The organism is Chryseobacterium sp. MYb264, from assembly GCF_035974275.1.
Classification (GTDB): domain Bacteria; phylum Bacteroidota; class Bacteroidia; order Flavobacteriales; family Weeksellaceae; genus Chryseobacterium.
In genome coordinates this window covers 2911930-2925176 of sequence record NZ_CP142422.1, presented here as the reverse complement: position 1 = coordinate 2925176, position 13247 = coordinate 2911930, and the positions used below count along the sequence as shown (strand labels likewise).

Annotated in this window: 13 protein-coding genes; 10 read left to right on the top strand and 3 right to left on the bottom strand. The window is 35.0% G+C overall.

The genetic code is table 11. From position 1 onward, the window contains the following. Positions 1 to 65 precede the first annotated feature (65 nt). A complete protein-coding gene (locus tag VUJ46_RS12545; RefSeq protein ID WP_326981104.1) occupies positions 66 to 503 on the bottom strand; it encodes an ankyrin repeat domain-containing protein in 438 nt (145 codons plus the stop codon). A gap of 247 nt (positions 504 to 750) precedes the next feature. Here VUJ46_RS12545 and VUJ46_RS12540 point away from each other — a divergent pair, with 247 nt between their 5' ends. After that, complete coding sequence (locus VUJ46_RS12540; RefSeq protein ID WP_326981103.1) at positions 751 to 870, top strand: 30S ribosomal protein THX; 120 nt, start codon at positions 751 to 753, stop codon at positions 868 to 870. A gap of 61 nt (positions 871 to 931) precedes the next feature. Here the strand turns inward: VUJ46_RS12540 and VUJ46_RS12535 are convergent, their stop codons facing one another. After that, positions 932 to 1600: a DUF937 domain-containing protein gene (locus VUJ46_RS12535; protein ID WP_326981102.1), complete on the bottom strand. Its 669-nt coding sequence runs from the start codon at positions 1598 to 1600 to the stop codon at positions 932 to 934. Between the two features lie 123 nt (positions 1601 to 1723). Then, a complete protein-coding gene (locus tag VUJ46_RS12530; RefSeq protein ID WP_326981101.1) occupies positions 1724 to 2233 on the bottom strand; it encodes a DUF2480 family protein in 510 nt (169 codons plus the stop codon). 119 nt (positions 2234 to 2352) lie between these two features. On the opposite strand from VUJ46_RS12530, the gene lpxB reads away from it, so the two are divergent. The 9 genes from lpxB to rlmD all read left to right on the top strand — a co-directional run bounded on the left by lpxB (position 2353) and on the right by rlmD (position 13229). Continuing rightward, a complete protein-coding gene (lpxB, locus tag VUJ46_RS12525; RefSeq protein ID WP_326981100.1) occupies positions 2353 to 3456 on the top strand; it encodes a lipid-A-disaccharide synthase in 1104 nt (367 codons plus the stop codon). Positions 3457 to 3554: 98 nt separating this feature from the next. Continuing rightward, positions 3555 to 5375, top strand: a complete 1821-nt coding sequence (locus VUJ46_RS12520; protein ID WP_326981099.1) for a ComEC/Rec2 family competence protein — start codon at positions 3555 to 3557, stop codon at positions 5373 to 5375. Positions 5376 to 5519: 144 nt separating this feature from the next. Continuing rightward, on the top strand, positions 5520 to 6182 hold the full coding sequence (locus tag VUJ46_RS12515; protein WP_326981098.1) for a succinate dehydrogenase cytochrome b subunit: 663 nt from the start codon (positions 5520 to 5522) through the stop codon (positions 6180 to 6182). Between the two features lie 15 nt (positions 6183 to 6197). Next, positions 6198 to 8210 (top strand): fumarate reductase/succinate dehydrogenase flavoprotein subunit, encoded by a 2013-nt coding sequence (locus VUJ46_RS12510; protein ID WP_326981097.1) that lies wholly within the window; start codon positions 6198 to 6200, stop codon positions 8208 to 8210. Positions 8211 to 8234: 24 nt separating this feature from the next. Then, complete coding sequence (locus VUJ46_RS12505) at positions 8235 to 9002, top strand: succinate dehydrogenase/fumarate reductase iron-sulfur subunit (protein ID WP_039365171.1); 768 nt, start codon at positions 8235 to 8237, stop codon at positions 9000 to 9002. 181 nt (positions 9003 to 9183) lie between these two features. Continuing rightward, the gene (locus VUJ46_RS12500; RefSeq protein WP_326981096.1) at positions 9184 to 9339 is read left to right on the top strand and encodes a hypothetical protein; all 156 of its coding nucleotides are present in this window, start codon (positions 9184 to 9186) and stop codon (positions 9337 to 9339) included. Between the two features lie 230 nt (positions 9340 to 9569). Further along, on the top strand, positions 9570 to 10046 hold the full coding sequence (locus tag VUJ46_RS12495) for an ABC transporter ATP-binding protein (protein ID WP_326981095.1): 477 nt from the start codon (positions 9570 to 9572) through the stop codon (positions 10044 to 10046). A 116-nt stretch (positions 10047 to 10162) separates the two neighbouring features. Next, positions 10163 to 11704 (top strand): TlpA family protein disulfide reductase, encoded by a 1542-nt coding sequence (locus VUJ46_RS12490; protein WP_326981094.1) that lies wholly within the window; start codon positions 10163 to 10165, stop codon positions 11702 to 11704. 109 nt (positions 11705 to 11813) lie between these two features. Further along, positions 11814 to 13229, top strand: a complete 1416-nt coding sequence (rlmD, locus tag VUJ46_RS12485; RefSeq protein ID WP_326985097.1) for a 23S rRNA (uracil(1939)-C(5))-methyltransferase RlmD — start codon at positions 11814 to 11816, stop codon at positions 13227 to 13229. The last annotated feature ends 18 nt before the right edge of the window (positions 13230 to 13247 follow it).

The following is a 13247-nucleotide window of genomic DNA, read 5'->3' as shown; positions in this document are numbered from 1 at the left end:
TTTTGAAGGTTTTAAAAACAAAAAAACTTCCGGGTAAGGAAGTTTTTGATATAATGAGATTTAATTTATTTTAAAACTGTTGCAAATTCAGGATGTTTATATTTTGCTGAAAAATCTTTTGCAGTTTCTCCTTTACTGTTTTTAGCATTTTTATTGGCTCCTTTTTTCAATAAAACTTTTCCCATTTCAGCTTTTCCGTATCTCGCGGCAACCATTAATGGAGTTTGATGATCACATTCTTTGTTTACATCTGCTCCATTATTCAGCATGTAATTGAAAATATTGTTTTTCTCATATTTTATGCTGTATGATAAAAGGGTATAGCTGTTTTCTTTTACGCCTATACATTTGTTATAATCTTCTTTAGGGAAGGCTGTCTTAAAAGATTCTACATTGTCAGATTGAAAAGCAGTCATCTGGTCTTTAGAAATTTGCTGTGCAAAAAGGAAGTTGGCAAAAACACAGAATCCGAACACTAAGGTCGTAGAGATTATTTTTTTCATAAAAATTTAACTTTATAGGAATGTACAAAGCTAATTTATTTTTTTGATAGATCTCGTGAAGTTTTCATAAGATTTGAATTTATATATTCAATTTAATGTAATTTTTCAATTAAATTGTTAAAAATAGTGTTGGGTTGGAAGTTGTTGAGTTTCATTACCTGATGACTTTATAAAAATTTTAACAGCTATCATGAACTTTCTTCAAATGAAATTTTTTAAATTCGTGATAATAACAAATTATATTACTATGGGAAAAGGAGACAAAAAATCAAGAAGAGGAAAGATCAACAACGGAAGTTACGGTAAAAGAAGACCGAAAAAAAACTCAAAATCCTTTGAAAATTCGGAAGATAAGTCTAAAAAGTAACTATAAAAAAAGACCGAAGAGATCGCTCTCCGGTCTTTTTTTATACAAAATTAAATTTTATTTATTTTCCGAATATTCCACCCAGCAAATCACCTAATCCACCTCCGCTTTGTTGTTTGGGGTTGCCGTTCCCACCGCCACCGCTTCCAAGCACATTGCCTAGAATATCATTCAAAGGATTACCTGAAGATTGAGAGTTTCCACTGCCAAGAACACTTCCTAAAATATCATTTAATGGACTTGATTGTTGTCCTTGTGCCTGGTTAGAAGCATTTCCAAGAATTCCGCCTAACAAATCTCCTAAACCTCCGGCGCCCACATTATTTTGTTGCTTTTCTTTACCAATATATCCCATAATTACGGGAGCAAGCATGGCCAGTATAGGTCCGATTTTATCTATGGAAATTCCTGTATTTTGAGAAAGCTGGTTTTCTACATTTTGTTTGTCATTTCCGAAAACATGGCTCAAAATAGAATTTCCTTCATCCTGTCTTGCGTCAGCTTGCGAAACATCATCTAAAATACTTCCGTCATGATCTTTATCCAGTGCGTTATTCAAAGCTTCTGCTTCTTTGGTATCCTGAGATTTTTTTCTGAGATAAGAAATGATCAAAGGTGCGGCCACGGCCAATAAAGCAATAATTTGATTTCTACTGATGCCGAATTTACTTTCAGCCTGATCAGCCACCTGATTGCCTGTATTTCCTGTCAGTAAGTCGATTAAACTCATAGTTTTGTATTTGTTTAATTGTTAATCAACCAAAGTTATCAAAAAATATTCCTGAATGATTTTTTTTAGTTAAAAAGTAATCTTAAAAATTATATCTTACTTTAAGATGTTGATTTTTAAGTATTAATTTTTCAAAATAGGAACATTAGAACATGCCTCTCCAAACATCAAAGATTTTACGATAGGCTGTAGTTGTTCTACCAGTTCGATATAAGCATTGTTTGGAATTTCTTTGTCTGAGCAACCCTTTACCAATACTCTTTTGCCGATCATTTCATCAAAATCGTAGCTTTGAATAGCTTGGTGCATCAGAACGACTTCCAGATCTTCTTTATTTCCAAAAACAATTTTTTTAGTAACTTCCGTAAGTTTAGCCGTGATTAGAAAATATGCCCAGAGAGGAACAATAGCATCTGCCGAGTTATAAATATAAACGTAGCTGTCTCTGTATTCTTCAACGTCAATGGCTGCTACTTTTTCGCGAAAATCTTTTTCTTTTAAAATCATTTCCATAAAAAGAAAATCTTTAAGATCGATCCCTTTTCTTGCTCCTTTAGGAACCAAATCAGTAAGGTCAAAGTTGATCAGTCCGCTTGCAGCAACTTTATTTTTTATTTCAAATTCTTCTGACATTTTTTATCGTTATCTTTGAAGCAAATTTACTTAATTATTATTTGAATTTTGATGTTTAAATGTTGAGATTAAATGTCATTTCAATAGAAAAAATCATTCATCCCTATCAATTATCTTTTATGAAATACTATATCATCGCAGGGGAAGCTTCCGGAGATTTGCATGGAAGCAATTTAATGAAAGCTTTAAAAGAAAAAGATTCCAACGCAGAGTTTAGATTTTGGGGTGGAGACCTGATGCAGCAGCAAGGCGGTACTTTGGTGAAACACTATCGGGACTTAGCTTTTATGGGTTTTTTGGAAGTGGCGATGAATCTGAGAACAATTTTAAATAATATTAAAATCTGTAAAGAGGATATTAAAAATAACCAGCCAGACGTATTGATTTTAGTAGATTATCCGGGATTTAATTTGCGGATTGCAAAATTTGCCAAAGAATTAGGTATTAAAGTGGTCTATTATATTTCTCCTCAGCTTTGGGCATGGAAAGAGGGCAGGGTAGAGATCATTAAAAAATATGTGGATGAAATGATGGTGATCCTCCCATTTGAGGAAGATTTTTATAAAAAACATGGCGTTCATTCGCATTTTGTGGGGCATCCGTTGTTGGATGCAATCTCAACTTTGCAGGATCTCAGTATTGAAGATTTTAAAGCAGAACATCAATTAAATGAAAAAGAGATTATTGCTCTTTTACCGGGTTCCAGAAAACAGGAGGTTGAAAAAATGTTGGATATGATGCTTTCAGTGAGGTCGTATTTCAAACAATATCAGTTTGTTATTGCTGGAGCTCCCAGCCTTCCGAAAGAATTTTATCAGAAATATGTGGATGATAACGTACATTTTGTTTCCAATAAAACGTATGATCTGTTAAGGTGTTCAAAAGCAGCATTGGTAACGTCAGGAACGGCAACACTGGAGACGGCTTTACTGAATGTTCCGGAAGTGGTTTGCTACCGAGGGAGTAAAGTTTCTTATGCTATTGCTAAAAGATTGGTTAAAAATATTAAATATATCTCTTTGGTGAATTTAATCATGGACCGGGAAGTGGTGAAAGAATTAATTCAAAGCGATTTGAATACAGCTAATTTAGTTGAAGAACTGAAAAAAATTCTCGAAACAGATAAAAGAAATGATGTTTTAAAGGAATACACATTGCTGCGAGATAAATTGGGTGGTAAAGGAGCCAGTGAAAATGCTGCAGACGTGATTTTGAAAGTTTAAAATATTTCTAATAAGTAGATGAGCCGTGGGATAAAATTCCGCGGTTTTTTCTTTTTCAGCGGAATTTTATTGGTTTTAAAAGGTTTTTGAAGACTGGTTTGTCAATTTTTGTATCATTCATTAGTTTTGACTCATACACATTTTTTATATTGAATAAACAGCCTTTTCTAATTTTAGTTATCTGCTTTATCTTGGGGATATTTTTTCAGGATCGGTTTTCTTTGGATGAACATTTTATTCACTTAATAAGTGGCTTTTGCGGGTTTATTCTGATTTCAATATTTTTCAGGTCTTTCATTTTCCATATGATAAAACCGTATATATTGGGATGTATGTTCTTCGGCATCGGGGTAGTTCTACATTTTTGCAATTCATTTGATCCACGGAATATTTCGGTGGAGAAAAAGGAAACCATTATTTTTAAGATCTCCAAAAAGCTTAATTCTAACGAGAAAAACAGGAAATATGAAGCAAGAATTCAGGCTGGAAGGGAAAATTTTAGGGCCATAATTTATATTCGTAAAAATGAGAAGGAATTGGATTTTCATCATTACTATAAATCTGTAGCCTATATTTCAAAGCCGGAATCTCCGAAATATGATTTTCAGTTCGATTATGCTCTCTATCTTCATCGAAAAAATATTCAATATCAATGTTATGTCAATAAGGAAATTCTTCCCGCCGAGAGAGACGATTTAAGTGTAAGTGAAAAATTTTCTCAAAAAAGATTACAAGTTATTCAGAATATTGACAAAGTAAAAATGTCGGCTCATACAAGAGAATTTTTAAAAGGAATTATTCTTGCTGACCGAACGGAAATGGATGCACAAACGGTTCAGGATTTTAACAGATCCGGGTTGGTGCATTTTTTGGCGATTTCAGGCACTCATATCGTTGCCATCTTTGGGTTGTTCTACTTTTTATTAATTAAAATTTTACCTCTGAAGCTTAGGAAATATGCGGTTATTTCAAGTCTGGTTTTCATCTGGCTTTTTACTGTGTTTATTGGTTTTGGAAGTTCCGTCGTTCGTTCCTCTATTATGCTGAGCGTTTATTTTACCTATGTTTTGCTCCAAAGAAAACAGGATTTGCTGCATTCCTTATCATTGTCTGCTTTTATGATCTTAATTTTTGATACTCAGCAGCTTTTTGATATAGGCTTTCAGTTGAGTTTTTTGGCGGTTCTCGGAATTTTTTGGCTCAACCAGCCCATTTTAAATCGTTTGCCCAAGCAGAACAATAGGTTTAAGAAAATAATTTTTAATACCTTCTCCATTTCTATATCAGCACAACTGGCAACACTTCCTTTGGTTTTATATTATTTTCATCAGTTTTCTGTCTTTTCGATTGCGGCGAACTTTTTCATTGTTCCATTTTCAGAAATCATTATTGTATTTTCATTTTTAATGACTGCTCTGGTAGCTTTTAAACTTGATTTTGAAATTTTAAATACGGTGTATGATTTTATTATTCAGTTTTTATTGAAAGTCATCCATTGGTTTGCTGGTTTTGAAGTGTTATTTTTTGAGCATATTCCCATGAATTTAATAGAAGTTTTGTCACTCTTTACTATTGTTTATATGGTGAAATTCACGATATTAAAAGTAAACCATAGAAATTCTGCGAGATTGGTAATGTCGATTTTTACTTTTCTTTTCTTACGGTTGGGTTTCAATTTATATGAAAAACAAAAGACGGAAATTTTAGTCCATAGCATTAACAAACACGTTGTTTTTTCGGTGAAAAAAGGAAATAGAGCTTGCTTCTGGATGGACGAAAGAGAGGATAAAAAGAAAGTTCTACAGTTTATTATTGCTCCTTATGCTGCATCAAGGCGATTGGGTAAAACAGAATTGAAAACCTTTCCTGCAGCGACTGAAAAGATTGTTTTTGATGGTGAAATTTATCAGGTGAAGTAATTGTTAAATTTTCCTTTTTTCCTTTATCTATAACCTGTTAAATTCTTATTTAGAAAGATTACAAACTGTCTAATTGTGAGATTTCTCACTTTTTGATCTTGTTAACATTTCTTAATTTTGTGGGAAATTCAAATTTAAACTTATATGGCAGGTTTAACGAGTTCTACGATAGGTAGAAAATATGCTATGGCATTATCAGCTCTATTTTTGCTGATTTTTCTTATACTGCATTTGACGACCAATTTGTTATCGGTTCTGAATCGTGATGCGTTCAATACAGCATCAGATTTCATGGGCTATAATCCTTTTGTGCAGTTCTTAATGCAGCCTGTTCTTGGTTTTGCAGTTATTTTCCATTTTATTATGGGATTTGTTCTGGAAATTAAGAACAACAAAGCGCGTCCTGTAAAGTACGCAGCAAACAACGCTTCCGTGAATTCTTCATGGATGTCCAGAAACATGATTGTTTCCGGTGCTGTTGTTTTGGCTTTCCTGGCGCTTCACTTGTATGATTTCTGGTTGCACGAGATCACGTACAAGTATGTAGAAGGAATCGCTCCTGATGCAGAACGTTTCTGGCCGGAACTTCACGAGAAGTTTGCAGACCTTTGGAGAGTGGCTATCTATGTTATTGCTTTCGTGTTGTTGGGATTACACCTTGCTCACGGTTTCCAGTCTTCATTCCAGTCTATCGGTGCAAGACATCCAAAATATACTCCGGTAATTAAGGCTGTTGGAAAATGGTATTCTATCCTTATTCCTGCAGGATTTATTTTTATCGCAATTTTTCACTTTGTAACTCAATAATATCAATATACTAATATGAGTAAATTAGATTCAAAAATTCCGGCGGGTCCTCTAAAGGATAAGTGGAAAAATCATAAAGACCATATGAACCTTGTTGCACCCAACAACAGAGATAAGATTGATATTATTGTTGTAGGTACAGGTTTGGCAGGAGGTTCTGCAGCAGCTACTTTGGCTGAGCAGGGCTATAACGTAAAAGCATTCTGCTATCAGGATTCCCCAAGAAGAGCCCACTCTATTGCAGCTCAGGGAGGTATCAATGCAGCTAAAAACTATCAGGGAGACGGTGACTCTACGTACAGATTGTTCTATGATACCATTAAAGGTGGTGACTACAGAGCAAGAGAGGCTAACGTTTACAGATTGGCTGAAGTTTCTGCAAATATTATTGACCAATGTGTTTCTCAGGGAGTTCCTTTCGGTAGAGATTACGGCGGTCAGCTGGATAACCGTTCATTTGGTGGGGTTCAGGTAAAAAGAACTTTTTATGCTAAAGGACAAACAGGTCAGCAGTTATTATTGGGTGCCTATTCTTCCATGAGCCGTCAGATCGGTAAAGGTAGAATTAAAATGTACAACCGTCACGAAATGATGGAGCTTGTCATTGTTGATGGAAAAGCAAGAGGAATTATCGCAAGAAACTTGGTAACAGGTGAAATCGAAAGGCATTCTGCTCACGCTGTAGTTATTGCTTCAGGAGGTTACGGAAACGTCTATTTCCTTTCTACCAACGCAATGGGTTCAAACGTTTCTGCAGCTTGGAAGATCCACAAAAAAGGAGCGTATTTCGCAAATCCATGTTATGTGCAGATTCACCCGACTTGTATTCCGGTTCACGGAACGCAGCAGTCTAAACTGACTTTGATGTCTGAATCATTAAGAAACTCAGGAAGAATCTGGGTTCCTAAAAAGATTGAAGATTCAGTAGCGATCAGAGAAGGTAAATTAAGACCTGAAAATATTAAAGAAGAAGATAGAGATTACTATTTAGAAAGAAGATATCCTGCATTCGGAAACTTGGTGCCTAGAGACGTTGCATCCAGAGCGGGTAAAGAAAGATGTGATGCTGGTTTCGGAATCGAAAATAATGATACTAAAGAAGGTGTTTACTTAGATTTCTCTACAGAGATCATTAAAAAAGGTAAAGAAGCCGCTATAGAAAAACATATTCATAATCCTACAGATCAGCAGATCTATGATTTAGGAAAAGCTTGGGTTGAGGAGAAGTATGGTAACTTATTCGTAATGTACGAAAAAATTACGGCTGATGATCCTTACAAAACGCCAATGAAGATCTATCCTGCCGTTCACTACACAATGGGTGGTGTTTGGGTTGATTACAACTTGCAGTCTACTATTCCTGGATGTTTCGTAATCGGTGAAGCTAACTTCTCAGATCACGGAGCCAACAGATTGGGAGCTTCTGCTTTGATGCAAGGTTTGGCAGACGGATATTTCGTACTTCCTTACACAATTGCAGATTATCTTTCTGCAGACATCAGAACGGGTGCCATTCCTACAAATTCGGCAGATTTTGATAAAGCTGAAAAAGATATTAAAGATAAAGTAGATTTCTTCTTAAATAATAAAGGAACGCATTCAGTAGATCATTTCCACAAAAAATTAGGACACATTATGTGGAATAAAGTGGGAATGGGAAGAACGCCTGAAGGGTTGAGAGAAGCTATCGCTGAAATTGCTCAGGTTAAAAAAGAATTCTGGGCAGATGTGAAAGTACCTGGTGATGCAGACGGAATGAACACTGAGCTTGAAAAAGCGTTCAGAGTGGCAGACTTTATCGAGCTTGGACAATTGATGGCTATCGATGCTTTACACAGAAACGAATCTTGTGGAGGACACTTCAGAGAAGACCATGCTACTCCGGAAGGGGAAGCTGAAAGAGATGATGTTAACTTTAAATATGTTGGAGCTTGGGAATATCAGACCGATGATATCACCACAGAAGTTCTGCATAAAGAAGACTTGATCTACGAAAACATTGAAGTTAAAGCAAGAAGTTACAAATAATCTCCAACCTATAAATAAATAATTATGAGTGCAAAAAAAGGCCTTCATCTTACCCTAAAAATTTGGAGACAAAAAAATAGCAAAACTAAAGGTCAGTTTGAGACCTACAAAATATCGGATGTTTCCACAGATTCTTCATTCTTAGAAATGTTGGATATTCTGAACGAAAATATCATTAACGAAGGTAAGGAGCCTATCGCTTTCGACCACGACTGTCGTGAAGGAATTTGCGGTATGTGTTCTCTTTACATCAACGGTAGAGCGCATGGTCCGGATACAGGTATCACGACTTGTCAGCTTCACATGAGAATGTTCAAAGACGGTGAAACCATCGTTATTGAGCCTTGGAGAAGTGCTGCTTTCCCTGTTATTAAAGACTTAATGGTAGACAGAAGTGCATTTGACAGAGTGATGGCTGCTGGTGGATTTATTTCGGTAAATACTTCGGGTAATACATTGGATGCCAATGCTATTCCTGTTCCTAAAGAAGATGCAGACAAAGCAATGGATGCTGCGGCTTGTATCGGATGTGGAGCTTGTGTGGCAACATGTAAAAATGGTTCTGCAATGCTATTCGTAGGAGCTAAAGTTTCTCAGTACGCTCTTTTACCTCAGGGTAGAGTAGAGGCTAAGAGAAGAGTTCTGAACATGGTGAAAGCGATGGACGAAGAAGGATTCGGAAACTGTTCAAATACCGGTGCTTGTGAAGTAGAATGTCCAAAAGGAATTTCTCTTGAAAACATCGCGAGAATGAACAGAGAATACATGGCTGCTTTGGCTGATAGAGGATAAAAAAATAAAGTTAATTTTATTAATAGAAAATGCCGTTTTTAAACGGCATTTTTTTATGTTTTTATTTTTACTAGAATATTTTAAATAGATGTGCTTAATGTTTTGTTAATTAGTTATTAAGGTGATTGTTTTGTTGGGGTTTTATTTCTATATTCAATATACAAATTTTAAAATAAAACAAATGAAAAAATTAAATGTTTCGCAAATGGAAAATTTGCAAGGAGGAATATCTCAGAGACAGTGTCTATTAGCAGCTGTAGGATTATTAGGTACAGTAGGTTTGAGTTTATGGGAGCCAGCCATTGGAATTGCTGTTGCTTCAGCTGATTGTTGGTAATTTAAAATCTTTTATCTATGAACAGGAAGGTCAAAATTTTTGCTTACTCATTTCTCGCCATAACTTTGATTATTATAAATCACTTTATTGAAATAGAAGGAAGTGCTAAGATAATCTTGTTTTGTATGGCAGGTGTGTTATTTGATGTTTTTTTGAATTTTATATTAAAAAAAATAAATTATGAAAAAATTAAGTGAAGAAAGTATGCTCAAAATTGAAGGTGGATTACCTTGTATTGTACAACTCATCACTTAAGTGATATTTTACTAGATGACTGGAGAAAAATAACAGCTTCGGTACCTCAAAATAGTCAGCTATTTAATGGTACAGTATTACAAAATATTGTTTTAGAAGAGGAAGGAGATGATCAAAAGCTACAGGAACTTGTTTTATTAGGGTTTGATAATTTTATTAATTCATTGCCACAAGGCTTTATGACGGTAGTAGGTGAAGAGGGTATTAATTTGTCAGGCGGACAAAAACAGTTGCTAAGTTGGATGAGAGCACTATATCATAATCCTGAGTTTATAATCTTAGATGAGCCTACTTCATCTTTAGATGTTGCGAATAAAGCTTTTATTTATGAGTTAATAATAAAAGTAAAGAAGAACAAAATTATTTTTATGATTACTCATAATTTAGAAAATATAAAAAATATTTGTGATGAAGTAGTTGTTTTAAAGGATTCATCTCTGGTAAAATATTAATAATGAGAATAGTAATTCGTTTATTATAATCTATTGTTAAAACTATCACAAAAAAATGATTTAACTTTTAAATAACCAATAGAAAAACTTATTTTTGCGTAATTATAAAATTCAAAATGAAAAAATATCTTTTATTGTTTATCATCGCGATTTTTGCGATGTCTTGCTCTAAAAAAGTTGAAGTAAAAGGAAAAATCACGGGAGGTTCTCCATTAGAGAGAATTGAATTCATTGAAGCTTCAGGGGTGGCTACATTACCTTTGGCTAATATCGGAATGAAAAACGACGGAACGTTTGCAGGAAGCTTTGAAGCTCCTAAAAACGGAATGTATGTGATCTCTTATGGAGGAAAACAAAATTTAGTTTACTTAAAAGGCGGTCAAAACCTTGAAATTTCCGGAAACGGAGCTACATTTCCATCGGAATATGTGATCACAGGGGATGCAAAGAAAAACAATGATTTCTTCACCGCTTCTCAAAAATACCTGGCGGACTATGCCCAGAAGGTAAATATGAATGAGCTGATGACGAAAGACGAAGCTACATTCGTAAAAGGAATTCAGAAAGTGGAAACTGATATTAATAAAAATATCGATGAAAACGCTAAGAAATTCAGCCCAGACAGCGAAGTAATCAAGTGGAAGCAAAATGATATCAAAAGCACATTGCTTTCTATCATGGGCCAATACGAGATGATGAAAAAGCAAATGTCCGGAGCTCCTTCTTTTAAAGTGGCTAAAGTTTTCACAGATTATGAAAACAAGCTTCAGGAGAATAAGGATGACATGGTAAAAGAAAACCCTGCGTACAGAAGTTATCTTTTATCAAAAATGAGCCCTGATTTCCAAAAATACGCGGAGGCAAAAAGTAAGGCAAAAACAGATGTTACAACTTCTGAGTTATTCAGTCAGTTTTTGAAAGATAAAAAAGAGTTTTCTCAGTTAACAAAAGATTACCTTTTGGCATTCGTAATGGCGCAATCAGACATTCATCCGGGAACTCCTGCCAAAACAATGGAGAAAATCAAAAAAATCATTGATGAAGATATTAAAGACGCAACCATTAAAAAAGATCTTGTTCAGATCCAGTTGGCAGTAAACGGATTGAAAATTGGTGAAGTTGCTCCTGATGCATCATTAATTAAACAAGACGGAAAAGCATACAAGCTTTCTGAAAACAAAGGAAAACCTTATATGATTGCATTCTACGCTTCATGGAATCCTTATATCGGTGAGGCTACAGTTCCAATCTTAAAAGAAGTAGTGAACTTTTACAAATCTAAAATGAACTTTGTATTTGTAAACGTAGATGATACCAAAGATCAGTTTGTTAAAACAAGCAATTCTTTATTAAAAGGTATCGCCGGAACTAACGTTTATGCAGAAGGAGGATTAAACTCTGATATTGCTAAAAAATACGGAGTATATGCTTTCAAACTTCCGAATTTCATCATCATAGATAAAGACGGTAAAGTGGCTTCAAGATCTTTTGTGAATCTTGGTGAGCAGGAATTGGTAGAGATCTTAGACAAACAAACAGGTCTTTCTGCTCCTAAAGTTGCGCCACAGGCACAAATGCAGCCGGGATTGAATATTGATCCTTCTGCGGCTCAGCAAGCTCCACAGCCTGCAAATCCGCAACCGGCTCCAACAAAATAATTTATATTCAATATAGATAGAAACCTTATCTTCGGATAAGGTTTTTTTTATTGTATTTTTGCAAGCTGAAACAGAAATGTTTCAATTAGGAAAAACAGAAAATTTTAGAATGGGTAGGAAGAATAATAAGAAAAATTTAATTCTTGAAAATATAAAACTCCTGAATGCAGGAGCAAAAGGTGTTGCCATCGGAAGAACGGAAGAAGGTAAAGCAGTGATGGTTTCCGGAGCAATCCCTGGTGATATTGTGAATGTAAGAGTGAAAAAAGCAAAGTCTAAATATTTTGAAGGCGAGGCTATAGAAGTGATTGAAAAATCTCCTTACAGAGTAGAACCAAAATGTATTCATTTTGGTGTTTGTGGTGGTTGCAAATGGCAGAATATGAGCTATGAGAAGCAATTGGCATTCAAGCAGGAAGAGGTATATAACAATATCAAAAGAATTGGCGGGATTGAAGATTTTGAAACGGTTCCGATCTTAGGTTCTGAAGAGCAGTATTTTTACAGAAATAAAATGGAGTTTTCTTTTTCGAATTCCCGTTGGCTGACTCAGTATGAGATCAGTTCTGAAGAGAATTTTGGCAGTAAAGATGCCCTTGGATTCCATATTCCGGGAATGTGGAGTAAAATTCTTGATCTTAAAGAGTGCTTCCTTCAGGAAGATCCTTCTAACGCTATCAGGCTGGCGGTAAAAGATTATGCGGTAAATGAAGGACTGGACTTTTTTGATGTTAAAAATCACGCAGGTTTTCTAAGAACCTTAATGATGAGACAAAACTCGAAAGGGGAGTGGATGGTTCTTTTCCAGTTGTACAGAGAAGAAAAGGAAAACAGGGAAAAGCTTTTTGAATTTATCTTAAATAAGTTTCCGCAGATTAAAACGTTGGTGTATGCGATTAATCCTAAGCCAAATGATTCAATCTACGATTTAGATGTGAATATTTATTTCGGAGAAGGTTATTTAATGGAAGAAATGGATGGTTTGAAATTTAAAATCGGTCCAAAATCATTCTTTCAGACCAATTATAAGCAGGCATTGGAATTATACAGAAAAACCCTTGAATTTGCTGATCTTAAAGGTGATGAAGTGGTTTACGATTTATATACAGGAACGGGAACTATTGCCCAATATGTAGCGAGAAATGCAAAGCAGGTAATTGGGATAGAATCGGTTCAGGAAGCTATTGATGCAGCTATTGAGCATGCTGAACTGAATGGTTTAACAAACACGACCTTTTATTGTGGAGATATGAAAAATGTCTTCAATGACGAGTTCCTTGAAAATCATCCTAAAGCAGATGTTTTAATTACAGACCCGCCTAGAGATGGAATGCACCAGAAAGTGGTGGAACAAATTTTAAAATTATCGCCTGAAAAAGTGGTGTATGTAAGCTGTAATTCTGCAACTCAGGCGAGAGATTTAGCTTTAATGAAAGATCATTATACCGTAGTTAAAATTTTACCGGTAGATATGTTTCCGCAAACCCACCACGTGGAAAATATTGCTTTATTAATAAAAAAATAATTTCATTACATTTGACTT

Excerpts from the sequence above, each read along its gene's own strand:
- VUJ46_RS12545 (WP_326981104.1), bottom strand. The coding sequence starts at position 503 with ATGAAAAAAATAATCTCTACGACCTTAGTGTTCGGATTCTGTGTTTTT.
- VUJ46_RS12540 (WP_326981103.1), top strand. The coding sequence starts at position 751 with ATGGGAAAAGGAGACAAAAAATCAAGAAGAGGAAAGATCAACAACGGA.
- VUJ46_RS12535 (WP_326981102.1), bottom strand. The coding sequence starts at position 1,600 with ATGAGTTTAATCGACTTACTGACAGGAAATACAGGCAATCAGGTGGCT.
- VUJ46_RS12530 (WP_326981101.1), bottom strand. The coding sequence starts at position 2,233 with ATGTCAGAAGAATTTGAAATAAAAAATAAAGTTGCTGCAAGCGGACTG.
- lpxB (WP_326981100.1), top strand. The coding sequence starts at position 2,353 with ATGAAATACTATATCATCGCAGGGGAAGCTTCCGGAGATTTGCATGGA.
- VUJ46_RS12515 (WP_326981098.1), top strand. The coding sequence starts at position 5,520 with ATGGCAGGTTTAACGAGTTCTACGATAGGTAGAAAATATGCTATGGCA.
- VUJ46_RS12510 (WP_326981097.1), top strand. The coding sequence starts at position 6,198 with ATGAGTAAATTAGATTCAAAAATTCCGGCGGGTCCTCTAAAGGATAAG.
- VUJ46_RS12505 (WP_039365171.1), top strand. The coding sequence starts at position 8,235 with ATGAGTGCAAAAAAAGGCCTTCATCTTACCCTAAAAATTTGGAGACAA.
- VUJ46_RS12500 (WP_326981096.1), top strand. The coding sequence starts at position 9,184 with ATGAAAAAATTAAATGTTTCGCAAATGGAAAATTTGCAAGGAGGAATA.
- VUJ46_RS12490 (WP_326981094.1), top strand. The coding sequence starts at position 10,163 with ATGAAAAAATATCTTTTATTGTTTATCATCGCGATTTTTGCGATGTCT.
- rlmD (WP_326985097.1), top strand. The coding sequence starts at position 11,814 with ATGGGTAGGAAGAATAATAAGAAAAATTTAATTCTTGAAAATATAAAA.